At 55.9% G+C, this 24,658-nt stretch carries 24 protein-coding genes; 14 read left to right on the top strand and 10 right to left on the bottom strand.

From position 1 onward, the window contains the following. Positions 1–128: 128 nt before the first annotated feature. On the top strand, positions 129–1,256 hold the full coding sequence (locus J3362_RS08090) for a helix-turn-helix domain-containing protein (protein ID WP_349519057.1): 1,128 nt from the start codon (positions 129–131) through the stop codon (positions 1,254–1,256). 181 nt (positions 1,257–1,437) lie between these two features. Here the strand turns inward: J3362_RS08090 and J3362_RS08085 are convergent, their stop codons facing one another. Then, positions 1,438–2,136, bottom strand: a complete 699-nt coding sequence (locus tag J3362_RS08085; RefSeq protein WP_014576864.1) for a TSCPD domain-containing protein — start codon at positions 2,134–2,136, stop codon at positions 1,438–1,440. Between the two features lie 27 nt (positions 2,137–2,163). After that, positions 2,164–4,302 carry an adenosylcobalamin-dependent ribonucleoside-diphosphate reductase gene (locus J3362_RS08080; protein ID WP_349519056.1) on the bottom strand — a complete coding sequence of 713 codons (2,139 nt, stop codon included), beginning with the start codon at positions 4,300–4,302 and terminating at the stop codon, positions 2,164–2,166. 463 nt (positions 4,303–4,765) lie between these two features. On the opposite strand from J3362_RS08080, the gene J3362_RS08075 reads away from it, so the two are divergent. Next, positions 4,766–5,584, top strand: a complete 819-nt coding sequence (locus tag J3362_RS08075) for a DUF6160 family protein (RefSeq protein ID WP_349519055.1) — start codon at positions 4,766–4,768, stop codon at positions 5,582–5,584. 52 nt (positions 5,585–5,636) lie between these two features. On the opposite strand, the gene J3362_RS08070 is transcribed toward J3362_RS08075, so the two are convergent. The 3 genes from J3362_RS08070 to J3362_RS08060 form a co-directional block, all read right to left on the bottom strand. Next, positions 5,637–6,431 carry an ABC transporter ATP-binding protein gene (locus tag J3362_RS08070; protein WP_349519054.1) on the bottom strand — a complete coding sequence of 265 codons (795 nt, stop codon included), beginning with the start codon at positions 6,429–6,431 and terminating at the stop codon, positions 5,637–5,639. A gap of 9 nt (positions 6,432–6,440) precedes the next feature. Further along, positions 6,441–7,355, bottom strand: coding sequence for an ABC transporter permease (locus tag J3362_RS08065; RefSeq protein WP_349519053.1), 915 nt, complete (start codon positions 7,353–7,355; stop codon positions 6,441–6,443). A gap of 66 nt (positions 7,356–7,421) precedes the next feature. Then, entirely contained in the window at positions 7,422–8,396 is a 975-nt protein-coding gene (locus tag J3362_RS08060; RefSeq protein WP_349519052.1) for an ABC transporter substrate-binding protein, read from the bottom strand. 241 nt (positions 8,397–8,637) lie between these two features. Here J3362_RS08060 and J3362_RS08055 point away from each other — a divergent pair, with 241 nt between their 5' ends. Both J3362_RS08055 and J3362_RS08050 read left to right on the top strand, forming a co-directional pair. After that, a complete protein-coding gene (locus J3362_RS08055) occupies positions 8,638–10,305 on the top strand; it encodes an AMP-binding protein (RefSeq protein ID WP_349519051.1) in 1,668 nt (555 codons plus the stop codon). A 132-nt stretch (positions 10,306–10,437) separates the two neighbouring features. Continuing rightward, on the top strand, positions 10,438–10,923 hold the full coding sequence (locus J3362_RS08050) for a thioesterase domain-containing protein (protein ID WP_008174272.1): 486 nt from the start codon (positions 10,438–10,440) through the stop codon (positions 10,921–10,923). Between the two features lie 5 nt (positions 10,924–10,928). Here the strand turns inward: J3362_RS08050 and J3362_RS08045 are convergent, their stop codons facing one another. Next, positions 10,929–12,617 carry an ABC transporter permease gene (locus J3362_RS08045; RefSeq protein ID WP_349519050.1) on the bottom strand — a complete coding sequence of 563 codons (1,689 nt, stop codon included), beginning with the start codon at positions 12,615–12,617 and terminating at the stop codon, positions 10,929–10,931. 155 nt (positions 12,618–12,772) lie between these two features. Beyond that, positions 12,773–13,789 carry a Fe(3+) ABC transporter substrate-binding protein gene (locus tag J3362_RS08040; RefSeq protein WP_349519049.1) on the bottom strand — a complete coding sequence of 339 codons (1,017 nt, stop codon included), beginning with the start codon at positions 13,787–13,789 and terminating at the stop codon, positions 12,773–12,775. A 187-nt stretch (positions 13,790–13,976) separates the two neighbouring features. Between J3362_RS08040 and J3362_RS08035 the strand changes: the two genes are divergently transcribed. The 3 genes from J3362_RS08035 (at position 13,977) to J3362_RS08025 (ending at position 16,406) form a co-directional block, all read left to right on the top strand. Next, entirely contained in the window at positions 13,977–14,255 is a 279-nt protein-coding gene (locus J3362_RS08035) for a PilZ domain-containing protein (protein WP_349519048.1), read from the top strand. Between the two features lie 211 nt (positions 14,256–14,466). Then, the gene (locus J3362_RS08030; RefSeq protein WP_349519047.1) at positions 14,467–14,922 is read left to right on the top strand and encodes a hypothetical protein; all 456 of its coding nucleotides are present in this window, start codon (positions 14,467–14,469) and stop codon (positions 14,920–14,922) included. 176 nt (positions 14,923–15,098) lie between these two features. After that, positions 15,099–16,406, top strand: coding sequence for a cyclic di-GMP phosphodiesterase (locus J3362_RS08025; protein ID WP_349519046.1), 1,308 nt, complete (start codon positions 15,099–15,101; stop codon positions 16,404–16,406). Here J3362_RS08025 and J3362_RS08020 read toward each other — a convergent pair. Next, the gene (locus J3362_RS08020; protein WP_349519045.1) at positions 16,396–17,511 is read right to left on the bottom strand and encodes an organic solvent ABC transporter permease; all 1,116 of its coding nucleotides are present in this window, start codon (positions 17,509–17,511) and stop codon (positions 16,396–16,398) included. The genes J3362_RS08025 and J3362_RS08020 overlap by 11 nt on opposite strands. A gap of 261 nt (positions 17,512–17,772) precedes the next feature. Between J3362_RS08020 and J3362_RS08015 the strand changes: the two genes are divergently transcribed. The 3 genes from J3362_RS08015 to queF are packed head-to-tail and all read left to right on the top strand — an operon-like array spanning position 17,773 to position 20,326. Further along, positions 17,773–18,723 carry an ABC transporter ATP-binding protein gene (locus tag J3362_RS08015; protein WP_349519044.1) on the top strand — a complete coding sequence of 317 codons (951 nt, stop codon included), beginning with the start codon at positions 17,773–17,775 and terminating at the stop codon, positions 18,721–18,723. Then, positions 18,720–19,493 (top strand): ABC transporter permease, encoded by a 774-nt coding sequence (locus J3362_RS08010; protein ID WP_349519043.1) that lies wholly within the window; start codon positions 18,720–18,722, stop codon positions 19,491–19,493. Before J3362_RS08015 ends, J3362_RS08010 begins: the two co-directional genes overlap by 4 nt. Positions 19,494–19,507: 14 nt before the next feature. Continuing rightward, on the top strand, positions 19,508–20,326 hold the full coding sequence (gene queF, locus J3362_RS08005; RefSeq protein ID WP_349519042.1) for an NADPH-dependent 7-cyano-7-deazaguanine reductase QueF: 819 nt from the start codon (positions 19,508–19,510) through the stop codon (positions 20,324–20,326). Between the two features lie 30 nt (positions 20,327–20,356). Here queF and J3362_RS08000 read toward each other — a convergent pair whose 3' ends face one another. Beyond that, complete coding sequence (locus tag J3362_RS08000; RefSeq protein WP_349519041.1) at positions 20,357–21,796, bottom strand: adenylate/guanylate cyclase domain-containing protein; 1,440 nt, start codon at positions 21,794–21,796, stop codon at positions 20,357–20,359. Between the two features lies 1 nt (position 21,797). Beyond that, positions 21,798–22,109, bottom strand: a complete 312-nt coding sequence (locus J3362_RS07995) for an Mpo1-like protein (RefSeq protein WP_349519040.1) — start codon at positions 22,107–22,109, stop codon at positions 21,798–21,800. A 155-nt stretch (positions 22,110–22,264) separates the two neighbouring features. Between J3362_RS07995 and J3362_RS07990 the strand changes: the two genes are divergently transcribed. The 4 genes from J3362_RS07990 (at position 22,265) to J3362_RS07975 (ending at position 24,634) form a co-directional block, all read left to right on the top strand. Continuing rightward, the gene (locus J3362_RS07990; RefSeq protein ID WP_349519039.1) at positions 22,265–22,816 is read left to right on the top strand and encodes a nitroreductase family protein; all 552 of its coding nucleotides are present in this window, start codon (positions 22,265–22,267) and stop codon (positions 22,814–22,816) included. 239 nt (positions 22,817–23,055) lie between these two features. Continuing rightward, positions 23,056–23,454 carry a flagellar basal body rod protein FlgB gene (flgB, locus tag J3362_RS07985; protein ID WP_349519038.1) on the top strand — a complete coding sequence of 133 codons (399 nt, stop codon included), beginning with the start codon at positions 23,056–23,058 and terminating at the stop codon, positions 23,452–23,454. Between the two features lie 34 nt (positions 23,455–23,488). Next, complete coding sequence (gene flgC / locus J3362_RS07980; RefSeq protein ID WP_104320640.1) at positions 23,489–23,938, top strand: flagellar basal body rod protein FlgC; 450 nt, start codon at positions 23,489–23,491, stop codon at positions 23,936–23,938. Between the two features lie 18 nt (positions 23,939–23,956). Beyond that, positions 23,957–24,634: a flagellar hook assembly protein FlgD gene (locus tag J3362_RS07975; protein ID WP_088828593.1), complete on the top strand. Its 678-nt coding sequence runs from the start codon at positions 23,957–23,959 to the stop codon at positions 24,632–24,634. Positions 24,635–24,658 lie beyond the last annotated feature (24 nt).

Below are 24,658 nucleotides of genomic sequence, written 5' to 3'. Positions count from 1 at the left end.
GCGAGGTCTATTTAACGGCATCCGTCGGATTGGGTCGTCCGCATCGATAGATTCGAATATTTTTTTATTTAACGTTAAAAAACAAAAGCCTGTGAGTTCGAATCGATCGATTCGCACGTGGAGACGAGATGAATTACTGGACGGGAACTGTCGCACTGATATGCCTTTGCATCGGGGTTATCCTGCTTTTCGCCAGTTTGAGCTGGTTTGTGAACAGGCAGCAGGACAGGCTTCCAATGGCATACCTGCTTGCTCTGGTGTGCCTCGTTATCCTTCAGTCTCTGGAATTCATGTACCAGGCCAGCAATTTGATGGAACGGTTTCCGTTCTTTCTCAAGCTGTTCGATCCGCTTATCGTGATGATGCCTTTCTGTATCTTCGGCTATATTCGAGCCATTCAGGGCGATAACGCGTTGAACAAGACCGGGGATTGGTGGCTACATGCCGCTCCGATGATTCTGGTCGCTGTGCTTGCGATACCTTTCTGGAGCATGCCGGGGGAACTCAAGGTTTACTGGATGTTTCAGGGCAGAATTGCTGAATCGCTCTGGCAACCGATCACGCTTTATGGCAATTCCTATCTGGCCGTTATTGGTGCTTCCAGTCTCTTTTATTGGTGGCTGCAACGAAAAAAGGGCATCAATACTCGCAAGGCAGCTGTGCGTGAGTGGGTGAGACATCTTCAGCTCATCCAGTTGATTATCGCTGCCAGTATGACCTTCAGAATCATTGTCTACTTTGTCATTGGTGAAAGCTTTTCCGTCGCCTTTGTACTGGCGCCAACCACGGCCTATCTAACCTACCTGCTGTTGACCCATGCTCACCCACCCATGCACATACAGCGAACGGCCGCTGTCCCGTTGGCATCACAGGGATCAACTGAACAAAGCAATCCAGCGCTTGTTGACGAGACCGACGTAACTCTTTTCAAAGAACTTGGGCACGCCATGGAAAAGGGGCTTTTCAGAGAAAATACACTGACCCTTAGAACTCTCGCCGAGACTTGTGGCACCACGACTCATCAGGCGTCGGCTGCCATCAATCTATGTGCCGGTTCGAATTTCTATGAGTGGGTCAATGGTTACCGTATCAAAGCGGCTTGTGAAGCGCTGAATGACACAGCCCAGAGTGTTTCTGAGATCTGTTATGAGGTGGGGTTCAACTCGAAATCAACATTCAATACTGCTTTTCGCAAACAAGTCGGTTGCACCCCCACCGAGTACCGCAAAAAGAATTTGATGTCTCTCACTCGCTGACTCAAAGTAGAAAACTTCCTAAAGCCCAGTCCCGATTGAAGTCACTGGATACAAACGATTACTACGACTGTTTTCCCTGTGTCAGCTGAGTTTCGGTCAGCGTGATCATTACTTCGCAGAAAACAAAAAGGCCCGAAGTTCTTACTCCAGGCCTTCTCGTCACTTAGTGCATTCAATCACCTCAACCGCACTTGCTATCGCCGCAGGATAGGCAGGTCGCACATCCGTCCATCACGATTACCGCCTTGGTGCTGCACTTGCCACACATGGTGGCGTTGGGCGGGAAGTCGCTGGCCTTTTCATCGTTCGTTGCCGTGCTGTGGCTGGCTTCAAACTCGGCGCGCTTTTCGGCGAGGATGCGTTTGGTGGTTTCGCTCATTTCCTCGCTTTCCAACAGGCCGATGGCCTTCAGGTGTTTCTCGATCACGGCGCCAATTTCAGCGACCAGGGAGGGCATGAACACGCCGCCTTTCTTGAAGTAGCCGCCATTGGGGTCGTACACGCTGCGCAGCTCTTCCACGAGGAAGGTCACGTCGCCACCCTTTCGGAATACCGCAGAGATAACGCGGGTGAGGGCGATAACCCACTGGAAGTGTTCCATCGACTTGGAGTTGATGAACACTTCGTACGGCTGCCGGCTCTCGTGGTCGGTGCCTTCGTTGAGCAGGATGTCGTTGATGGTGATGTACATCGCGTGTTCGGCTACCGGCGGCTTGATCTTGTAAGTGGTGCCCAGCAGAAAGTCCGGCCGTTCGATGTATTCGTTCATCTGAACGGGCTTGGTTTCTGCGTGCACCGGTGCCTGGTGTTCGGCGGCTGCTTCAGGGTCGGCCTTCTTTACGCGGTAGCCGACGATTTTGTTGCTGATTTTAACTGTCATGTTCGTTGTCCTGTGTCGGTTCCCGGATCAGTACTTGCCGTAGGTGCCTTCTTTAAGCGCGTCAAACAGGTTGGCGGCGTTGTGAATTTCGCCGTCGTACTCTACCTGCTCGTTGCCCTTGAGGGTGACCTTGCTGCCATCGTCCAGGGTGAACTCGTAAAGAGTGTTTTCCAGATCCTTCTCTTTCACCAGTACGCCCTGGAAGGCTTCCGGGTTGAAGCGGAAGGTGGTGCAACCCTTCAGGCCCATATCGTAGGCGTAGAGGTAAATGTCCTTGAAGTCCTGATAAGCGAAGTCTGTCGGAACGTTCGCGGTCTTGGAAATCGAGGAATCTACCCACTTCTGGGCGGCAGCCTGGATGTCTACGTGCTGCGACGGCGTTACATCGTCGGAGGTGGTGAAGTAGGCCGGCAGCTTCTTGTCCTCATCATCGGAGAACGGCATGGCGCCCGGGTTCACCATATGGCGGTACGCAAGCAGCTCGAAGGAGAATACGTCGACTTTCTCTTTTGTCTTGCGCCCTTCGCGGATGATGTTACGCGCATAGTGGTGCGAGAAGCTCGGCTCAATGCCGTTGCTGGCGTTGTTGGCCAGTGACAGGCTGATGGTACCGGTCGGCGCGATGGACGTGTGGTGGGTGAAGCGACCACCTTTCTCGGCCAGTTCTTCCACCAGTTTCGGCTCTACCTTGGCAATTTCCTGCATGTACTTGCTGTACTTGGCGTGCAGGATGCGGCCTCTCACCTTGTCGCCCAGTTTGTAGCCGTCTTCAGACAGCTGCGGGCACTTGGTGAGCATTTTCGGGGTAATCTCGAACTCGTCGTCCATGATCGGCGCAACGCCTTTTTCCTCGGCCAGGGCGAGGGACTGGCGCCAGCCTTCAACGGCCATTTCACGCACGACTTCTTCTGTGAACTGTACGGATTCTGCAGAACCGTAAGGCATGCGCAGCATGGCAAGGGTGGAACCCAGGCCAAGGATGCCCATACCGTGGCGGCGCTTGTAGGTAATTTCGTGGCGCTGCTCAGCCAGCGGCAGGCCGTTGATCTCAACCACGTTGTCCAGCATACGGGTGAAGATGGCCACAACCTTGCGGTACTTCTCGTAGTTAAAGCTGGCCTTGTCGGTGAACGGGTAGTCCACGAACATGGTCAGGTTCACGGAGCCCAGCAGGCAGCTACCGTACGGGGGCAGGGGCTGCTCACCGCAGGGGTTGGTGGCACGGATGTCTTCGCAGAACCAGTTGTTGTTCATCTGGTTGACCTTGTCGATCAGGATGAAACCCGGCTCGGCGTAGTCGTAGGTGCTGGTCATGATGGTATCCCAGATAAACTGGGCTTTCAGGGTGCGGTAGATGCGACAGGCGACTTTGCCTTCACCGTTCACCACATAGCCTTTCTGCTCCGGGAAATCACGGTAGACAAACTGGCTCTCGTCGCTCAGGTCCAGCTCCTCGTCTTCCACTTCTTTCTGGGTAACCGGGAAGGAGAGGTGCCAGTCGTCGTTGTTGCGCACGGCTTCGATAAAATCTTCGGTGATCAGCAGCGAGAGGTTGAACTGGCGCAGGCGGCCATCTTCACGCTTGGCCTGGATGAAGTCGATTACGTCCGGGTGGTGCACATCGAAGGTCGCCATCTGCGCGCCGCGGCGGCCACCGGCAGAGGACACGGTGAAACACATGCGATCGAAGATATCCATGAACGACAGCGGGCCGGACGTAGTCGCGCCGGCGCCGGCGACGTAAGCGCCTTTCGGGCGCAGGGTGGAGAATTCATAACCGATACCACAACCTGCCTTGAGGGTAAGGCCGGCTTCGTGGTTCTTTTCCAGGATGTCGTTCATGGAATCCTGAACGGTGCCGGAAACGGTACAGTTAATGGTGGACGTTGCCGGCTTGTGCGCTTCGGCACCGGCGTTGGAGGTAATCCGGCCGGCGGGGATGGCGCCGTTCTGCAGGGCCCAGATGAAGTTCTTCATGTGCTGGGTGCGCACGGATTTGTTTTCTACCTCGGCAAGGGCTTTGGCAACGCGTTCGTAGGTTGCGTTGATGTCCTTGTCTACGGGATCGCCAGTCTTGGTCTTCAGCTGGTATTTGCTGTGCCAGATGTCGATCGAGGCTTCCTGCATCGGGATTGTCGTTACCACTGCCTGTGCCTTAGCGTTCATTTCCACCCTCTGTCTTCCGGTATGTCTTCTTTTTGTGGCACCAGTCCTTGTACCGGCGGCGCCACTCCCCTTGAGAATCGTGTCTTTGGCCTTGGGCCTGTTTTCTTTTTAACCACTAGATATGGGTTGAATTCGAGATGAGTATAACAGGATATAGTGTTCTGTGAATAAGAACGCAACTATTGATAGACGCTTCGAGGCAAAGAAAATCAATCAAAACCGGCTTGAATCCGGGAAATTTTTTCTAAAACAGCGGTTTGGGGCTAAAGGTTCAAAACCACTACATGTTGTGGTTTAAAAATTAACCAGGCCCTAGGCCACTGCCCCAGATCAGATAGGAAAGTCACATGAATTGTGACCCCTGCACGTACCCGGTTTGAACGTGTCGCTAAAGTATGGACGTGGTGTCGAAAACTGCAGTGGCCCACAGGATGTGAAAGAGACCAAAAACAAGGAAATAATAATGAAAGGCCTGAAACCTACCTTGCTAGCGCTCTGCGTTGCGGGTGTTCCACCTGCAGCCGTAGCCGAGATCCAGATGCTGGATGACTCGGCGATGGGCATGATCACCGGCCAGGCCGGTGTGACCATCGAGCTGGAAACAAAGATTGATCTTGACCGTTTTGTGTACACCGACGAGGGCTCACTTTCCGTGAGTAATATCAGCATTGGCGGCGCCGAGCGGACAGATTTCTTCGGATACAACGGACTGACCGGGCCGACTGGTACGGATCGTCTCGATAACATCAAAATCGATATCGATGTCTATTCGGACGGCGACGCTGTAATCAACCTTTTACCAATTCAGTTCGCTGCCGTCGATTTCCGTGTCACCACGGGAGCGTGGGAGCTGTTGAGCACCGATGGAAGCAATCAGCAGACAACCTTAATGGACAATATGTTCATTGAGGGTGCGATCGGGCGTGGATCCATTGAGATCGATACGGCTACCGATGTGCTGAATTTCCGTGGCGCGTTTGCGATTGAGGTGATGGATTTTGACGTTCCGTTTCTTGCGCTTGGCGTTCGCGGTTTGCAGGTAACCGGTGCCGACTATGATCTCCGACGTCCAAGCCCACTGGATCTGTTTGCGGAGGTCGAGCTTGATGTTTACGAGGGCAGCCGTTTTTCAGGAACGGATTCGGCGTTGGCAATCGACATGGCGGAATTCAGAGCCGATGTCGGTATACGTGAGGTGATAGTGGGGCAGCAAACGATTGGCAGTGTTTTCCTCGATGATCTTGCAGTGACCAACACGGCGATGAGGATCTACGGCCACTGATACTTTTGTGTGGAAAACGAAAACGGGGGCCAATCAGGCCCCCGTTTTTCTGTCAGCCCAGCAACAGGCTGTCGTCGTCCACTTCCAGCCCACGCTGCTTTTCAAACAGCTCGAGCAGATCCTTCACTTCCAGACCTTCGCGGTCTTTGCCTGCGATATCGAACACCACCTGGCCCTGGTGAAGCATCACCGTGCGGCTGCCGACTTCCAGTGCCTGCTTCATGCTGTGGGTTACCATCAGTGCGGTGAGCTTCTGCTCTTCGATGATCTTGGTGGTGAGTTCCAGCACGAATGCAGCGGTTTTCGGGTCCAGCGCGGCCGTGTGTTCGTCCAGCAGCAGGATGCTCGAGGGCGTGAGGCTCGCCATCAGCAGGCTCACGGCCTGGCGCTGACCCCCGGAGAGCAGGCCCATCTTGTCGCCAAGACGTTTTTCCAGACCCAGATTCAGGGACAAGAGGCTGTCCTTGAATTGTTCCATGTACTGCTTCTTTACGGCGCTGGTGAGGCCGCGGCGTTGGCCACGTTTGATGGCCAGGGCGAGGTTTTCCTCGATGCTGAGGCCCTCGCAGGTACCGGCCAGCGGGTCCTGGAATACCCGGGCAACACGGCCGGCCCGTTTGTGGGTTGGGAGTTTGGTTACGTCCAGGTTGTCCACGATGATCTCGCCGCTGTCTACCAACACTTCGCCGGCCAGGGCATTCAGGAAGGTGGATTTGCCGGCGCCGTTGCTGCCTATTACCGTGACGAACTCTCCCTGGTTAACGGTCAGGCTCATACCGCGGAGCGCGGGGTTTTCCAGTGGTGTGCCCTTGCCAAAGGTAAGCCGGAGATCGGTTGCACTGATCATTTTGCCTCCTCAGGCGCCTTTGCGTGGAGAATTGCGGGAAAGTTTGGCGGCAATCGAAGAACGCACGCCGGGCAGCACGATGGCCAGGGTGACCAGAACCGCGGTAATCAGGTTCAGATCCTGGGCCTGCAGTCCCAGGAAATCCGCATTCAGAGCGAAGGCAATGGCCAGTCGGTAGATGATTGCGCCCACCACGCACGCGATGAGCGCGCGTACCACGGTAGAGGGAGTCACCACGGCTTCACCGCCAATCAGGGAGGCAAGGCCAATGACGATCACGCCAACGCCCATGGTGACATCGGCTGCACCCTGGCTCTGGGCGAAGAGCGCACCGGCAAGCCCGACAAGGCCGTTGGAAACGGCGACGCCGAGAACAATCATGGCGCCGGTGGCGATGCCCTGTGCCCGGGCCATTCTGGCGTTGGCGCCAGTGGCTCGCATGGCCAGGCCGGTTTCGGATTTCATGAAACGCCACAGCAGGATAAGGGCAACAAAGACCACAATAACGAAAAGAAGCACCGGTACCTGGTGGTAGGCCAGATCCAGGTCGTACCAGGGCGTCAGCACGGTTTCTTCGGTTAGCAGGGCCACGTTGGGGCGGCCCATGATGCGCAGGTTGACTGAATAGAGCGCAATCATGGTCAGGATCGAGGCCAGCAGATTCAGAATGTTGAGTTTCACATTCAGCAGGGCCGTTACCGCGCCTGCGGCCATGCCGGCCATGACGGCACAGCCTGTGGCTAACCACGGGTTCCAGCCTTCAATGATCAGTACGGCGGCAACGGCCGCGCCGAGGGGAAAGCTGCCATCTACAGTGAGATCCGGGAAATCCAGCACCCGGAAGGAGAGGTAGATGCCGAAGGCGACCAGGCCGTAGATCAGGCCGGTCTCAATGGCACCATAAAGAGCGATGTTACTCAGCATGGTCGGGTATCACCAATGATAAAACGGGCAGCCCCTTGTGAGGGCCGCCCGTTGGGTTCAGGGGGATTACTTGGCGCTGTTGATGACTTTCTTCGCGTCTGCGATTACATCATCTGACAGGGTGATGCCCATGCGCTCTGCGGCGGCCGGGTTCACGAACAGGTCCAGCTTTTCCATGGTTTCAACCGCCATTTCGCCAGGTTTCTCGCCATTCAATACCCGGGCAACCATCACACCGGTCTGGCGGCCATGGTCGTAGTAATCAAACCCGAGTGCTGCAACGGCACCGCGCTCAACGGTAGCGGTGTCTGCCGCGAATACCGGAATGCTGGCGCGCTCTCCGACAGAGATAACGGCTTCGGCAGCACTGATCACGGTATTGTCTGTTGTCAGGTAGATGGCGTCTGCTTTACCCACGAGGGAGCGGGCTGCGCCCAGAACCTCGGAAGTTTTGGTCGCAGCACCTTTTACCAGTTCAAGACCACGAGCCGCGAGGCGCTCTTCCAGCAGTTCCACCAGGGAAACGGCATTGGCTTCGCCCGGGTTGTATACCGTGCCAATGCGTTTTGCATCGGGCATTACGCGCTGCAGCATGTCCAGGTGTTTGTCGATGGGCAGCATGTCGCTTACGCCGGTAATGTTGGCGCCAGGCGCCTCCAGATTACTTACCAGCTTGGCACCAAGCGGGTCGGTCACAGCGGAGAAAATTACCGGTGTATTGCGGGCCGCAGCGGCAACGGTTTGCGCGGAAGGCGTTGCAATCGCCACGATCACGTCGGGACTTTCACCAACGAATTTGCGGGCAATCTGGGAGGCAATGGCAGAGTTGCCCTGGGCACTTTCGTGCATCACTTCGAGGTTGTCGCCCTCTTTGAAGCCGCGCTCGGCGAGTTCATCTTTTATGCCCTGGTAGACGGCGTCCAGTGCCGGGTGCTCCACAATCTGTGTGATGGCTACAACACGGGGTTCCTGTGCCTGAACAAGTGTTGCCAACGCCAGCAGGGTGGCACCGAACAGGGTGCGCAGGGTTGTCTTGGCCATATGCCCATCTCCGGGTAGGTTAACTGATATGTTGCGAATCTGAAGAGGCGGAAGTTTACCACAGGCAAGGGGTTCAAGGGGTAGGGGATGTTGCCGGTGGCGGCGTTTTGCTTGCAATAGATGCAGTTGGAAATTATTTTGCTTGTGTCACGTTTTGACCGCTCATACTATGTTGAAATACCCTACGAAAGTCTAATAATAAGTCATCTATAACTCGAATAACGAACTGCAAGGAAGGTCCATGGACACAACAAACAAGCTTCCCCTGGATATGGTTTATCACTGGGAGAAGGCCAAGGCGAACTCCGTATACATGACCCAGCCCATCGGCGACGGCAAGACGGTCGACTATACCTGGGGTCGGGCGGTGGATGAGGCGCGGCGCATGGCGTCTTACCTCAAATCGCTGAACCTCCCTGAGAAGAGCCGCATCGGCCTGATCTCCAAGAACTGCGCCCACTGGATCATGACCGACTGGGCCATCTGGATGGCCGGTCACATTTCCGTTCCGTTGTATCCCACCCTGAATTCCGACACCGTTAATTACATCCTTAACCACGCCGAGTGCGAGGTGGTGTTTGTCGGCAAGCTGGATGACTGGGACATGATGAAACCGGGCGTGCCAGAATCCGTGCGTTGCATCTCCTTCCCGCTGAGCCCTCCCAATGATTTCGAAACCTGGGACGATATTGTCGCCAAGTATCCGCCTCTGGAAGAAAACGTTCAGCGTGATGCCGACGAACTGGCTACCATCGTCTACACCTCTGGCAGCACCGGTAAACCCAAGGGCGTCATGCTCAGCTTTTACAACATGGCCTATGCGGCAGAGGGAGGCATGGAGGTACTCGGTGTGAGCTCCGAGGAGCGCATGTTGTCGTACCTGCCGCTGGCTCACGTGTTCGAGCGTACGTTTGTTGAGCTGGCGTCGCTCTATGCCGGTTTCCACCTGTTCTTTGCGGAGTCTCTGGATACTTTCGTGGAAGATTTACGGCGGGCCCAGCCAACGCTGTTCCTTTCGGTACCGCGCCTGTGGGTGAAATTCCAGCACGGTGTGCTCCAGAAGCTGCCGAAGAAGAAGCTGGATCGGCTGCTGAAGATTCCGGTGGTCAACAAACTGATCAAGAAGAAGATCCTCAAGGGGCTTGGGCTCGACAAGGTCAAACTGGCGGGCAGTGGCTCGGCGCCCCTGGCGAGCGACGTTCTGGACTGGTACCGCAACCTTGGCCTCGAATTGCTGGAAGGTTACGGCATGTCCGAGAACTTTGCCTATTCCCACATGAGCAAGCCAGGGCGATCAAGAACAGGTTACGTTGGTGAGTCCGCGCCGGGGGTTGAAACCCGTATCAGCCCGGAGGGTGAGATTCAGATCAAGAGCCCGGCCACCATGATGGGCTACTACAAGGACGAGGAGAAAACCCGGGAGACCTTTACAGAGGATGGCTTCCTGAAGACTGGCGACAAGGGTGAGATTGATGAGATGGGCCGGCTCAAGATCACTGGTCGCATCAAGGAAATCTTCAAAACCAGCAAGGGCAAGTACATTGCCCCTGCGCCCATCGAGAACCGCCTGATGTCCCACGATGCCATCGAGATGGTGTGTGTCTCCGGTGCCAATCAGACCCAGCCCTTTGCCCTCATAATGCTGGGCGAAGAGGCTCGACCAAAAATGGCGGATGAGGCGTTTCGGCAGGAGATTGAAGAGAGCTTCAAAAAGCTGATAGCTGATGTGAACAAGACTGTGGATCCACACGAGCAGTTGGCGTTCATCACGGTGGTGAGCGACGAGTGGTCGATCGAGAACAGCTTCCTTACGCCGACGATGAAGCTCAAGCGTAATGTGGTTGAAGACGCATACCAGGAGAAAGTCGACAAGTGGTATGCGCAGCGTCAGCCGGTTATTTGGCAGTAAAGCTTTCGATTACAGGTGAAGATGTTTTGGCCCGGCTCTGCCGGGCCTTTTTTGTAGTGGAAAAAACCGACATAAGTCGCATAGGGAAAAGGGTGAAGCGGGCCTAAACTGGAAGGATATCAGGAGGATGTTATGAGCCAGTTGTCCCTTTTCCAGAAGCGTATCCAGGACGAAATTCCCCTTTCCCGGGCGTTGGGGATTCAATTGCATTCCTGGGATGGCCATTCTCTGCTGCTCAGCGCGCCGCTGGAACCCAACAAGAACCACCAGGGCACGGGGTTCGGAGGCAGCGTGTATTCTGCGGCGGTTACTGCGGCCTGGGGCCTGACTGAATTGGCATTATGGGATCTTGGCTTGAAGGGCAATGTGGTGGTGCAGAGCGGGAATATCGACTACCTCGAGCCCGTGTCTTCCGATTTCTATGTGATCTGCCGACTGCCCGGTGAGGAGGTGCCGGAACGTTTTCGCAAAAGTCTGGCTCGGCATGGCAAAGGAAGGCTGGATCTGACGGCTGAGGTTTTTTGCGGTGAACCAAACACAATGCCTGAGGGGGATCCTGTGGCGGTTTTCCAGGGGCGGTTCGTGGTTCAGGATGTGAAAAGCCGGGTAACGTTCTGAGCTTGTCAGGCAATTGACCGGCTGTTGGAGATTGAGCGGCTCATCAGAATAATCGGAATGATGCCGGCCAGAACAATAATCAGTGCGGGCAGGGCGCTGTGGTACAGGCGCTCGTCAGAGGCAAACTGGTACACGTAGGTCGCCAGTGTCTCGAAGTTGAAGGGCCTGAGTATCAGGGTGGCCGGCAATTCCTTCATGCAATCCACGAAAACCACCAGCGCCGCTGTTACCAGTGTGCCTCGCAACATTGGCAAGTGAACCCTGACCAGGGTGTTGCCCGGGGTGTGGCCCAGAGAGCGGGACGCCATGTCCATGCTCGGCGTAATCTTCTGCAACGCACTCTCCACGCTGCCCGCCGAAACGGCAAGGAATCGCACGGTGTAGGCAAACACCAGGGCGAAGGCCGAGCCACTCAGTAACAGGCCCGTGCTGATTCCGAATACGTCCCGCATCAGGCCATCCAGCCAGTTGTCAAAACCCGCCAGGGGTACAATCACGCCAACGGCGAGCACTGCTCCGGGCATGGCATAGCCCAGGCTGGAAAGACGCATCAGTACCTGCATTTTGCGAGTGTTGTGCAGGCGTCGGCTGTAGGCGAGCGTGACACCGATCAGCAGAGTGGTGAGCGCTGCCGTGCCAGAGAGGAACAAGCTGTTGAAGGTGTTGCGAACAAAATCCGGGTTCCAGCTTTCGCCAAAATATTCCCAGGCGTAGAGGCCGAGCGTGGCTCCGGGAATCACAAACCCGAACAGCACCGGCAATGCGCACACGGCCACGCAAATCATCTGGCGCGGAAAGGACATGGTGAAACGCTGGATCGGCTCACGGTTGTCCCGGGCTGCGAACTGTTGCTGGCGTCTCCGGGAATAGCGTTCCAGGGTAACCAGGATTACCACGAAGATCAGCATTGTGGTGGCTATTTGAGCTGCCCCGCCGAGGTTGCCCAGGTTCATCCAGGTATCAAACAGGCCGGCGGTCAGGGTCTGAACGGCAAAGAAGTCCACGGTGCCAAAATCGTTCAGGGTTTCCATCAGCACCAGAGACAGACCGACGGCTACCGCCGGCCGGGCGATGGGCAGAACCACCCTGAAGAACGTGCTGAGCGCGGAATGGCCGAGACTGCGGCTGACTGCAAACAGAGACGGGGACTGCTCCAGAAAAGCAGCACGGGCCAGCAAATAAACGTAGGGATACAGGACCAGTCCGATCATCAGCGTGGCGCCTTCGAGGCTGCGAATTTCCGGGAACCAGTATTCTGCAGCACTGCTCCACCCGAAAAGGTCTCTCAACGCACCCTGAACGGGGCCAGCGTAGTCCAGGAGACTTGTGTACACATAGGCAATAACGTAGGCGGGCACTGCAAATGGTAGCAGCATCGCCCACTCAAAGAATTTGCGGCCCGGAAACTCGCACATGGTGACTGCCCAGGCCGACGCCAGGCCTATAACCAGGGTAAGCGCGCCCACCCCAATCATCAGTTTGAGCGTGGTTGTCAGGTACCGGGGAAGTGTGGTTTGGATCAGGTGTGGCCAGATGTTCTCTTCGGGAAAAAACGCCAGAAAAATAACGGAGAGAACCGGAAGGGCGACGATGGCGGTGGTCAGTAGGGCGCTGATCATCCATTTCGGAGAGGTACGCTTAGCCAGCAGGGGCTGGGATAGCCCTGGATTAACGCTGGTTGCGGCCTCGCTCATAGTGTCCCTGCGCCTGGATGTGGAGTCTGCCCAATTGAAGGCTGCAGATTGTAGTCACCTGACCTGATGCCTGCAACGACTGGTGTCATACCGGAAGAAGGAAGCGCCCGCCGAAGGGCATGTGAGGGTGGTCAAACCACCCTCACTGTTGGCGATTACTCGCCGTCGTAATCGACGCGGTCAACGAGTTTGACTGCGGCGTTGCGGTTATCTGCAATCTCCTGCAGTGACAGGTTGTCGGGATTGATGTCACCCCACTCGGCAACCAGTCCGGAAGGCTTAACTTCCGGGTTTGCCGGGTATTCCGTGTTGGCCTCGGCGTAGATACGCTGGGCTTTCGGTGAAGACAGGAATTCCATCAGTTTGATGGCGTTCTCGCGGTTCGGCGCGCTCTTGGTCAGCGAAATACCACTGATATTTACGTGAGTGCCCCGGCCTTCAGCGTTCGGAAATACAAGACGAACCTGCTCGGCGATCGGACGCTGGTTTTCGTCCTGCAGCATGTTTCCGTAGTAGTAGCTGTTACCGATGGAGATGTCGCATACGCCCTCGGCAATGGCCTTGATCTGGTCACGGTCGCCACCCTGGGGTTTGCGGGCCAGGTTATCTTTAAGGCCTTCCAGCCACTTCTCGGTTTCGGCTTCACCATGGTGGGCGATCATGGAGGAGAACAGGGCGATGTTGTAGGGATGCTTGCCGCTGCGAGTGCAGATACGGTTGTTCCACTTGTCGTCTGCCAGTTGCTCGTAGGTGGTGATCTCACCTTCTTCAACGCGGTCCTTGGAAACGAAAATCAGGCGCCCTCGGGTGGTCAGAGCAAACCACTTGCCGTCGGGGTGGCGCAGGTTTTCCGGAATGTTCTCTTCCAGAGTCTCGTTGTCTACGTTCTGAACCAGATTACGTTCTACCAGCTCGTTGAGACGGGAGATGTCCACGGTCATCACCACATCTGCCGGGCTGTTGCGGCCCTCGCGCTCCAGTCGCTCGGCCAGACCCTGTTTGGCAAAGACCACGTTGCTCTTGATGCCGGTTTCCTGTTCAAAAGCGTTCAGCAGCGGTTCGAGCAGATATGCCTGACGGTATGAGTAGATATTGACCTCGCCATCTGCCGAGGCGGCCATGGGCATGGCAGAGAGGGCGATTGCTGCGGTAGCAGCCAGTTTCATTCGCATAATCCCATCCTTTCGGGTGTTTCCAGTATTGATTAGCCTTTGCCAGGATTGGCAAGTTTTTAAAAACGTCAACCATTCTCATTTCCATTGACTCCATAGTCAATCTCTCCGTTGGCATATTTTTCTGAAAATGGTGTTATGCTTCGGAAGACTATAAAAACTATGCAAAAAGTAGTGGAATCCTCAGATGGATGGGAACGATCGAAGAGAGCACATACGCACGGCAATGAGTGCGAAAGTAAAGGTGGTTCATGAGGAGCTGGGCGAGTTTATATTCTCGACCCGCGATATCTCCGACGGCGGCGTTTTTATCGTTGTCGACACTGAGCCATTTGCGCCAAGCCTTGGCGATACAGTTACCGTGCAGGTACAGGGGTTACCTGTTCCCGCACCGATACTTGAAATGGTGGTAGTGCGCAAAACCAATGACGGGTATGGCCTCCAGTTTGATCAAAATGGTGACTGATAGGCGGATTGATTGCGCCTGCCGTGGATAATGGCAGTGTTCAACCAGCCGCTGTCAGGGATGCACCAGCCAGATGATCTTTTCAGTCTTTTCCAGAGCTTACAAGCCAATTATTGCAAGCCTTGTCCTGGTTTCCGTGTCGGGCTGTGCCAGCTATTACTCACATTTTGCGATGTTTCCGGCTGAGAATTCATCCGGTGAGCCAAGACACGTGCGGCTGTCCTGGCAAAGCGCGGAGTATCCTGGTTGGTGGTTTGCCGGCGATAAAGCCACGTCCGTGAAACTGGAAACCCAGTGCAGCGACCGTGTCTGGCGCCTCCGCGATGACGAAGAGGCGAGAGGCTGCGGCGAGGGTATTCGTGCCTGTGGCGAAGCGCGCCGGGATCTGGTGGCGCAGACAGGGCAGCCGGCAAGCGGCTCAATCAGTTGCATGTCCATCAATCCGGCGGATCCGGATGCCCGTATTGCAAAAATAGAAGGGAAACTGGAGTTGCTGGTGTCCTGTAGCCCTGCCGTCGTGGCAGAGGGTGAGAGTGATGACGCCCTGAACCTTGACTATCTGAGAGCCTCGTCAGTTCCATACACGGTTTATGTCCGGAAGGCGCCGCGGGGTTCAATGCGTTCCCGGTTGCCTGAATTTGATGAATCGGTATGTGACGCAGAGTGACACTTTCTGACGTTGATATGTGACTCCCATCACGTTGCTACATTTTGTTTCCTGTTGAACATTAGCGTTACGTTTTGTCGCGTTTGGGTTACCTGGCGATACGATATTGTAATTGTGTCTTCCGGCGGTTCGGTCAGAATGGTAGCCATCGAAAAGTTTGTTGTGTGAGGTGGCCCGTGGGTGTCCAACAGAAAAAAGTCGCAGTGCATGATCTGGAAGTGGGCATGTTCGTGTCTGATCTGGACAGGCCATGGCATCAGACCCCCTTTCCTATTCAGGGTTTCCATATCCGGTCCCAGGATGACATTCGTGCACTGGTATCCCACTGCAAATGGGTTCTGGTCGATGTGGCGGAAGCAAGGGAATCCAAAGAGGTAAAAGGCGGAAGCAAGCCGGCTTTCGGAACATTGCAAGGCAAGCGCAGGGGTGGGCGGGAGCAGCTCCAGTTGCCGCCTCTGAGTATTCGCGAGCCAGTGACGTATGAAACCGTTACCAGTCTCAAGAAGGAAATGAAAACCTCAAAGCGCCTGCTTGACGATATGGAAGGCGCGCTGGATCAGCTTTTCGAGACACTTCGTGCCGATGGAGTGCCCGATCTCCGGCCGATCGCTGCGATTACCAGCAAAATGGTGAGTAGCGTTGTTCGCCAGCCAGATGCTCTATTGTGGCTCAGTCGCACCCGTGCTCACGACAGCTACCTGTACCGGCATGCACTGAATACCTCTGTCTGGGCCCTGGTGTGTGGGCGCCATCTCGGGTTGAACGAGGGGCTTCTGAACCATCTGGGCCTGGGTTGTCTGCTGTCCCAGGTGGGCAAGACCACGCTGCCTGCCGAGTTGCTGGCGCGGGAAGGCCAGTTAAGCTCAGAGGAGTATCTGACCTACCGGAGTTACGTTGGCCGTGGAGTCAGGATGCTTGAAAACAGCGGGCTCTCCCGTGCCGTGCTGAGTGTGGTTCAGGGGCATCGGGAACGTCATAACGGTTCCGGCTTTCCGGAGGGTGTCCGCGGCGATCGGATTCCATTGCTGGCCAAGGTTGCCGGTATCGCGGAATTTTTCGAATCGTTCATAGCGCCCCGGTCTCATGCCGAGCCGATGACGCCGGCAAAAGCGGTCACGCTGCTCTATGAAATGCGCAATATCGAGTTCCAGGAGGACCTGGTCGAGAACTTCATCCAGGCAATCGGTATCTATCCCACCGGGAGTCTGGTCGAGCTGACCGATGGTCAGCGCGGTATTGTGGTTTCCCATTCCCCTGAGCGCCGTTTGTGGCCGCGGGTAATGGTAATGACCGATGCTGCCTCAAGGCCGTTGAAAACAGCCAAAATTATTGATCTGGCCAGATACAATGAAGGCAAGGAAGCGCCAGAAACCGTGCGGGTCCGCGATTGTCTGCCGCACGGTACGGAAGGGCTTGATCCTTCCTATTACGACGTGACCGGTGTGGAATCACGCTGGAGCCTCTCGCGCCTGATCAGCGGATAAGCACTCGCAGCTGTTTGCGAACCCACCGATAGGTATCCTCCGGACGGAAGCTGAGCAGCAGCTCGGACTCACCGCCGGAGGGACCAGCGACAAAATACTCCACCTCTCCGCTCTGCCAGTCGGCTGAATTTATCTGGATATCCTGCGGGCGTGTGCTGATGGCCTCCAGCTCCGCCAGGGAAAGTCCGCCCCCTATTTTTCGAACCGCAACCTGCTTCAGGGCTGTATCAGTGGCCGGATGACTGGCAACGTCTTCATCCAGGAAATATCGGTTTGCGACGGTTGTACTTATCGCCTTGAGTTCCCGAGTGAGATAGGTCTGGGCATCCTCCGAATCGATGTCTTCCATGGTTCGCACGGCATTTTCGATTCGGTCCTTTTTGGCCTGCAGGTCTTCACTGTATTCAATGTCAGGATCGCGATCCTCATCATTCTCCGGTCGTGGCGGTGCGTTGTCGATTTCCTCCTGGGTGGGCGGCTCTTCACAGAGTTCATCGTCCTCGGGGTAAAAACAGATCGCGGCAAGCAGCTGGTTGGCGGGAGACATCGGGTTGTTGGCCGTGAATTCGGATTCGCTGACACTGAAATCAATCGGCGCTGTCAGGCCCGGAAGGGCCGCGTTCAACTGCGTAATAACCCGGTCGCGGATATCGATACCATCGCCCTCAGCAACATTCTGGCTCCAGTTCAGGAGCATCAGGAACCGGGACAGGTTCATCAGCGTTGTATTCTCCAGAACGTTTTGCTCAGTCAGCGTGTGGGTGCTCAAGCCCTCATCATCCACCATTGGCGTTTGCAGCCCCGTGCGGGTGGTCTCGAAAAATTCGAGCAGGGTTACGTATTGCCTGGCCGGTACATCGCTAACCAGCGGCAGCTCTCCAACCCTGAACGTGAGGGTTTCGCCGGGGTAGTAGCGGAATTCTCCCGCTGTGTTGGTGGTGCCGGACTGACTGGCGGTCTGATAGGAAAGACCGTTAAAACCATTGAAATTGATTCGGCCGGTGCTCGTGTCGTCGCCGGAGCCTCCGCCGTCATCCAGACAGCCGGAGAGAACAAGTGCGCCCAGCAGGGTGAACGTAAGTCGGGTGCGGTGAACGGATCTCATGGTTGGTCGTACATTCCCTTCGTTTCAGCGCGCCTGCACCCAGCGTGCAGCAGCCCCTTTTGTAAATTGTTGTAACCGCATTATAGGGGCGTGATTTGCCTCATATCGGGATTCCTGTCGCAGTTTCCATTATTGGTCCGGGGATGCCTCCGGCCGATAAGGGCCTTGAAATCAGCGACTTTGTCACAATAAATAGCAATCTAAATTCTGGCTGGCGGCGAGGGCCGTTCTTTGCCGTTTTTCACCGAATCGGGATGAGTTATGACCAATGCACTGGAAATTGAGGGCCTCACCAAAACCTATGGTGACGGCTTCAAGGCTCTCAAGGGGATTGATCTGCACGTCGCCGAGGGGGATTTCTTTGCCTTGCTGGGGCCCAATGGGGCCGGCAAATCGACCACCCTGGGTATCGTTTGCTCCCTGGTAAACAAAACAGCGGGAAAGGTGCGGGTGTTTGGATGTGACACCGACACCCATCTCTCGGACGCCAAGTTGAACCTTGGTGTTGTGCCGCAGGAGTTCAACTTCAACCAGTTCGAGAAAGTCTTCGACATTGTCACGACACAGGCGGGCTACTACGGAATTCCTCTGAAACAGGCCTCGGCATCGGCTGAAAAGTATCTGAAAAAGCTCGGACTCTGGGAGAAACGGGACACCCCGGCACGCATGCTGTCCGGCGGTATGAAGCGTCGTCTGATGATTGCCCGGGCCCTGGTTCATGAGCCCAAGCTGTTGATCCTGGATGAGCCGACTGCTGGCGTGGATATTGAGCTTCGTCGGTCCATGTGGACCTTTCTGGAAGAAATGAATCGTCAGGGCACCACCATTATCCTGACCACCCATTATCTGGAGGAAGCGGAAGCCCTTTGCCGCAATATTGCCATTATCGATCATGGCAAGATCCTGAAAAACACCAGCAAAAAGGCCCTGCTGCAGCAACTAAGCCTGGAAACCTTTGTCCTGGACACCGAGAAGAGCCTTGATGACGCGCCTGACCTGAATGGTTTCCCGACTCGATTGGACGGAGAAGGTGCACTCGAGGTGGAAGTGCAGAAAGGGCAGGGGCTCAACCAGGTGTTCGTGGAGCTTGAGCGGTTGGGCATAAAAGTGGTCAGCATGAGGACCAAGGCTAACCGGCTGGAGGAACTGTTTATTCGAATGGTCGAAGAGAACGCTGCGGAGTCAACTCAAACCGTGGAGGGTGCAGCATGACTCCACAAGCGCTCTTCACCGCCTTCAGTACCATCGTTGTCCGGGAGATACGCCGGTTTACCCGCATCTGGGCGCAAACCCTGTTGCCGCCCGCAGTCACCATGACCCTGTATTTCATTATTTTCGGCAACCTCATCGGCTCCCGAATCGGGGAGATGGGCGGCTTCGACTACATGTCTTTCATTGTGCCGGGGCTGATCATGATGTCGGTGATCACCAGTTCTTACGCCAATGTGGTGTCTTCGTTTTTCTCCATGAAGTTCCAGCGCAGCATCGAGGAGCTTCTGGTGTCGCCGGTACCGAACTGGGTGATCCTGGCCGGCTATGTGACGGGTGGCATGGCACGTGGCCTCGGCATCGGCCTGATTGTCACGCTGTTGTCACTGGCGTTTACCCGCCTGTCGATCCACAACTTGCCGATGATGGTTCTGACGGTATTTCTGACCTCGGCACTGTTCGCCCTGGGTGGCTTTATCAACGCTATGTTGGCGACCAAGTTTGATGACATCTCTATTGTGCCCACGTTCGTATTGACGCCGCTGACGTATCTGGGCGGCGTTTTCTACAGCATCGATTTACTGCCGGGGTTCTGGCAGGGCGTATCCATGGTCAACCCTATCCTCTACATGGTCAATGGCTTCCGGTACGGCATTCTGGGCGTGTCAGACGTTAATCCGTTTGTTTCTCTTGGTATGATTCTGGCTTTCATCTCCGTGCTGGCATTCATTGCTCTCAGAATGCTGGAGCGTGGTAAAGGCATTCGCCACTGATTTCAGGAACCACTATGGCACTTAACGACGCCCCGCTTGGCAAGACAAGCGACTACCCGGACAGCTACGATCCTGGGCTGCTGTTCCCGGTGGCGAGAGAGGAAAATCGCCGCCGCCTTGGTCTGGAGGATGGCCGTTGGCCATGGTTTGGCGAGGATCTGTGGCAGGCTTGGGAAATCTCCTGGCTGCGTCCAAGCGGCTTACCGGACGTTGCCTGGGCGGAGATTGTTTTCCCGGCGGCCTCGCCCGCAATCATTGAGTCCAAATCGCTCAAACTGTACCTCAACTCGTTGAACCAGGCGATCTACTCTTCTCGGGAGCAGGTCGCGGAGGTGATTACCCAGGATCTTTCCAGCGCCTGCGGCGGAGCTGTTCAGGTTAATCTGTTGAGCGTTGACGAATCCGGTGAAGCGATTGGCCGGCCAGAGGGCTTCGAGCTCATTGATGACGAGCCGGTCAGCGAAGTGGTTTTTGAATACGCGCCTGAGGCGCTTGCAGTGAGTGGGGGGGTGGTGACAGAACGGCTCTGCTCCCATCTGCTGAAGAGCAACTGCCCGGTAACCGGGCAGCCTGACTGGGCGACCCTCCTCATAAGCTACACCGGACCGAAAATTGATCGGGGCGGTTTGTTGCGTTATGTGGTGAGCTTCCGGCAGAAACAGGATTTCCACGAGCATTGCGTAGAAACGGTGTTTACCGATCTGATGGGGCGATGCAACCCGGAGTCGCTTACAGTGGTTGCCCGGTATACACGGCGGGGCGGGCTGGATATCAATCCGTGGCGAAGCACGGAAATCCGTGGCGATGCCGGGCCAAGGTTGATACGTCAGTAGCAGGCTTCTTTCCGAGCGTAGGGAAGCGCCTCAGGAAACATCCTCTTCCCGCCGCAGGCGGTCTGCGGCGTCTTCCAGAGCGATCAGGATGGCTTGACGCTCTTTTTCAGTGATCTTGTCCGAATCGAGATACATGGCGAAGCCGCTGTGTTCGTGTTCCAGGAAGCTTCGGTTGGGCCCCATATCGCGCCGGAAGTCGACCACTTCGTAAATCGGCACCGGCTTGCCAAAGCCCTTCACGGTAATCTCGCCCTTGTCTCTGCACATGATCTTGTCCTTGATCAGCGCAAAGGTCTCGTAGGAAACGAGGATTTCGCCCGGCTCCGCCAGGGACTCAAGCCGGCTGGCCAGATTTACTTCCTTACCGATAATCGTGTAATCCATCCGGTTCTCGGCGCCAAAGTTGCCAACCGTGGTATAACCGGTGCTTATGCCCATGCGGATTTCCAGTGGGGTCTTGATGCCCTGGCTGCGCCATTTCTGCCGCATGATTTTCATATGCTTGCGCATATCGATGGCCATGGAGACACAGGCGAACGCGTCCTCGCGTTGGCCTCGGCTGGTCGGGTCGCCAAAGAACACCATGATGGAATCGCCGACGAATTTGTCGATGGTGCCGCCATACTTGAGAGCAACTTCCGACATCTCATTGAAGTAGTGATTCAGCAGCTCGGTCAGCGCTTCGGGTTCCATTTCCTCAGACAACTCGGTGAAGCCCTTGATGTCAGAGAAAAACACCGCCAGTTTCTTGCGCTGGGTTTCCAGTCTAACGTCCCGCTCACCGGTAAAGATTGACTGCCAGACCTGAGGCGACAGGTATTTGGACAGTTTGTGTGAAAGCGCGATGGACTGCTCCCGCTGGTTCTGGATCTGGGTCTTTGCCAGCATCAGCGCCCGTGCCTGCTGGTGGGAGTAGTAAGCCGTGACGCAAATATAAAGCCCGGTGGATAAAATCGACACGATGCTGGTCAGCAGAGGCGAGTGTGGCCCATCCGCCGGACCGACGATCGCAACCGCACCCGCAATGGAAGCCGCCATGAAGCCGGTGCCCAGGACCCACTGACGTATACCACCAACAATCAGGCAACTGAACATCAGCATCAGTGCAACGGCGAGGGAGGGGATGACGATCAGTCCGATGCAGCCAATGAAAGCGCCACCAACAACGCAATCGAATATCAGCACTTTCTGACGGATGCGTGGCGAATTCCTCAGAAAAGTGCGGCGGGTCAAAGCGTGTGCGATGTGGGGCCAGGTGAGGGCCCCGGCAACCAGCCAGAGAAGCCATTGCGGAAAGGCGCCCTGGAGAGCCCCGGTTACGATAATGGCGGCCGTTGAAGTGTATGCCAGTACCCGGCCATTGTAATCGGGCATCGGGGGAATGGCGATCGGGTTGCCCGCCGACTCGGACGAGAGGGCTCTGCCAGCTGAGCTGCTGGCATTACGCAGGTCTGCCGGGGCACTCATCATTTCAGAAACGGATCCTGCCAATGAGCATGTCGCGGAACATGACCCAGTCACCCATTAGGCTGTACAGTGGATATTTGAAGGTGGCGGGGCGATTTTTTTCAAACTTGAAATGACCAACCCACGCAAAGCCATAGCCTATGACCGGCAAGGCCAGAAGCCATAAGAGCTTGCCTGAAGTCAGAGCCCATAGGGCGACTAACAGAACCAGAAGACTTCCAGCGAAATGCAAACGGCGACAGGTGACGTCGCTGTGCTCTTCGAGGTAGTACGGATAGAATTCGGAAAAGTTATTGAAGGTTTGCTGGTTACTCATTGTGATGCCACTCAACGTTGTACGACCGCGTCATTTATAATTGTTGGTAGACCCGACTACGACTAAAGGTTAACAGCATTACGTAGAACCCACAATTCACAGCCATGAATTGTATTCGTACCCACATTTCAACAGTCTTCAAACAGCGAGCAGATATGACCGCAGTTACCGATTTCCTCCTGAACCGCTCCTCTGAACCGAGGCTGGAATCACCCGCGCCGGATTCGAAAACCCTCGAAAAGGTGTTTTCCTGCGCAGCGCGTGCACCGGACCATGCACTGCTCAGGCCCTGGCGCTATCTGGTGATCAAGGGTAAGGGCCTTGAAGCCCTGGGGGAGCTGTTTGCGTCCACCTGTGCCAATAACAGCGACGAGAAAGAAATCGAGAAGCTCCGGCGTGCCCCCCTTCGCGCACCCATGGTCATAGTTGGTATCGCGTCGCCCAGGACGCATCCCAAAGTACCGGAGATCGAGCAGGTCATGTCGGCCGCTGCCGGCATGAGTTTTGTTGAGCTTGCTCTTCAGGACGCCGGTTTCGGCGTAATGTGGAGAACGGGCGGCGTTGCCTATCATTCCGCGGTTCACCAGGGGCTGGGGCTGGAAGAGCATGAGCAGATCGTTGGCTTTCTCTATACCGGAACGGTCTCGGCATCCAAACCGCCTGTGCCCAGGCCGGCGGTGGACGAGTTTGTGCGCCATTGGCCCTGAGATCTTGTCTGAATGCCCCCGGCTTCTGCCGGGGGAAGCAGCTTGCCGCTTTTTCTTGTCCCTTTCCTTTTTTCTTTCCCGTGACCACACCTTGGTATCCTCGCGGGGCCTGCCAATACTGGGTTTCCTGACAAATTAACACCTGGCCATAAATCTGGCATCCAGCTTGCTTTAGTCCTGTCAAAGAGCACTGCCGGCAAAAACAGCTCGGCATACCAGTGCAGTTTTCGGGAGGCAACATGGCAATTACGTTTGATTCGGCTCTGGGCATTCATCAACACGCGGTTGAAGCGCGGGTTAAGCGCGCCGAAGTTCTGGCAAACAACCTGGCGAACGCTGACACCCCGGGTTTCAAGGCGCGGGACCTGGATTTCCAGGCAATGATGCAGAAGGCCCAGGAGCAGGTAAGCGGATTCCAGATGGCCAAAACCCATGACGCGCACATGGATACCTCGGCATCGGCCTCGGAGAGCGATTTGATGTATCGGGTCCCCCATCAGCCGTCGGTTGACGGCAATACGGTAGACGCTCAGCAGGAGCAGACCCGCTTCATGCGCAACGCCATGGATTTCCAGGCCAGCTTCCAGTTTTTGAACAGTAAGTTCAGCGGTTTGACCAAAGCCCTTAAGGGTGAGTAAGCCGCAGTCACAGGATTAGCGAAGGAGAATTTTCATGTCACTGGGCAGCATTTTTGACATCGCCGGTTCCGGCATGACCGCGCAATCACTGCGGCTGAATACAACCGCGTCCAATATTGCTAATGCGGAGACGGCGAGTTCCAGCACGGGTGAAACCTATCGCGCCAGGAAGCCGGTTTTCTCGGCGATTCAGCAGTCTCTGATGAATCCGGGGCAGGGTGGCTTGCCCATGGCCGCCGATGAGGGCCCGGGTGCCGGCGTGAGGGTTGAAGGGATCGTTGAGAGTGATGCGGAGCTGCAAATGCGGTACGAGCCCCACCACCCGGCGGCCAACGAAGACGGTTATGTCTTCTACCCGAATGTGAATGTGGTCGAAGAGATGGCGGACATGATGTCGTCGTCCAGAAGTTTCCAGATGAATGTGGATGTCATGAACACAGCCAAGTCCATGATGCAGCGCATTCTGACTCTTGGTCAGCAGTAACAGGGTGAGGAGCACAACATGACTGCAGTAAATGCAACAGACGCGTCGGATGTTCTGAGCCAGTACCAGCTGAAGCAACAGAATGGCGGCCAGGGCACCAGTGAGCTGGGCCGGAACGAGTTCATGGAACTGATGCTGGCGCAACTTAAAAACCAGAACCCGCTGGAGCCCCAGGACAACGGCGAATTCATTTCCCAGCTTGCCCAGTTCAGCTCGCTGGAGGAGATGCAGAATCTCTCCGGTACGGTTGAGGATGTGGTTGGCCAGTTCCGCTCCACCCAAGCGCTGCAGGCGTCGGCCATGGTTGGCAAAACCGTGCTGGCGCCTTCGCAGATCGGGATCCTGGGCGCTGAGGGCGAAATTACCGGAACCATCGAGGTGCCAGCGTCCACTGGCGGTCTCCGTTTGTCCATCGAGGGGCAAAACGGTGAACGAGTGCGACAGATTGATCTTGGTGCAAGTCAGGCGGGTGTGGCGTCTTTCCGCTGGGACGGTCAGGACGGCAACGGCAATCCCTTGCCGCCGGGACCCTACCGCATTGTGGCAGAGGCTTCCTATCCGGACGGCCCGCAGCAGCTGGGCACCATGGTGAGCGCCAATGTGGACAGCGTATCCCTGGGCCAGGGCGGCTCGATAACCCTGAATCTTGCAGGCATGGGCTCCATTGCCCTGTCTGATGTGAAACAAATTAACTGATACCGGTGAAACACCAAGGGGTGA

It is taken from the genome of Marinobacter sp. NFXS11, assembly GCF_040148675.1.
Classification (GTDB): domain Bacteria; phylum Pseudomonadota; class Gammaproteobacteria; order Pseudomonadales; family Oleiphilaceae; genus Marinobacter.
Note: the sequence above shows the minus strand (reverse complement) of the source record. Positions and strands in the feature narration are given on the sequence as shown.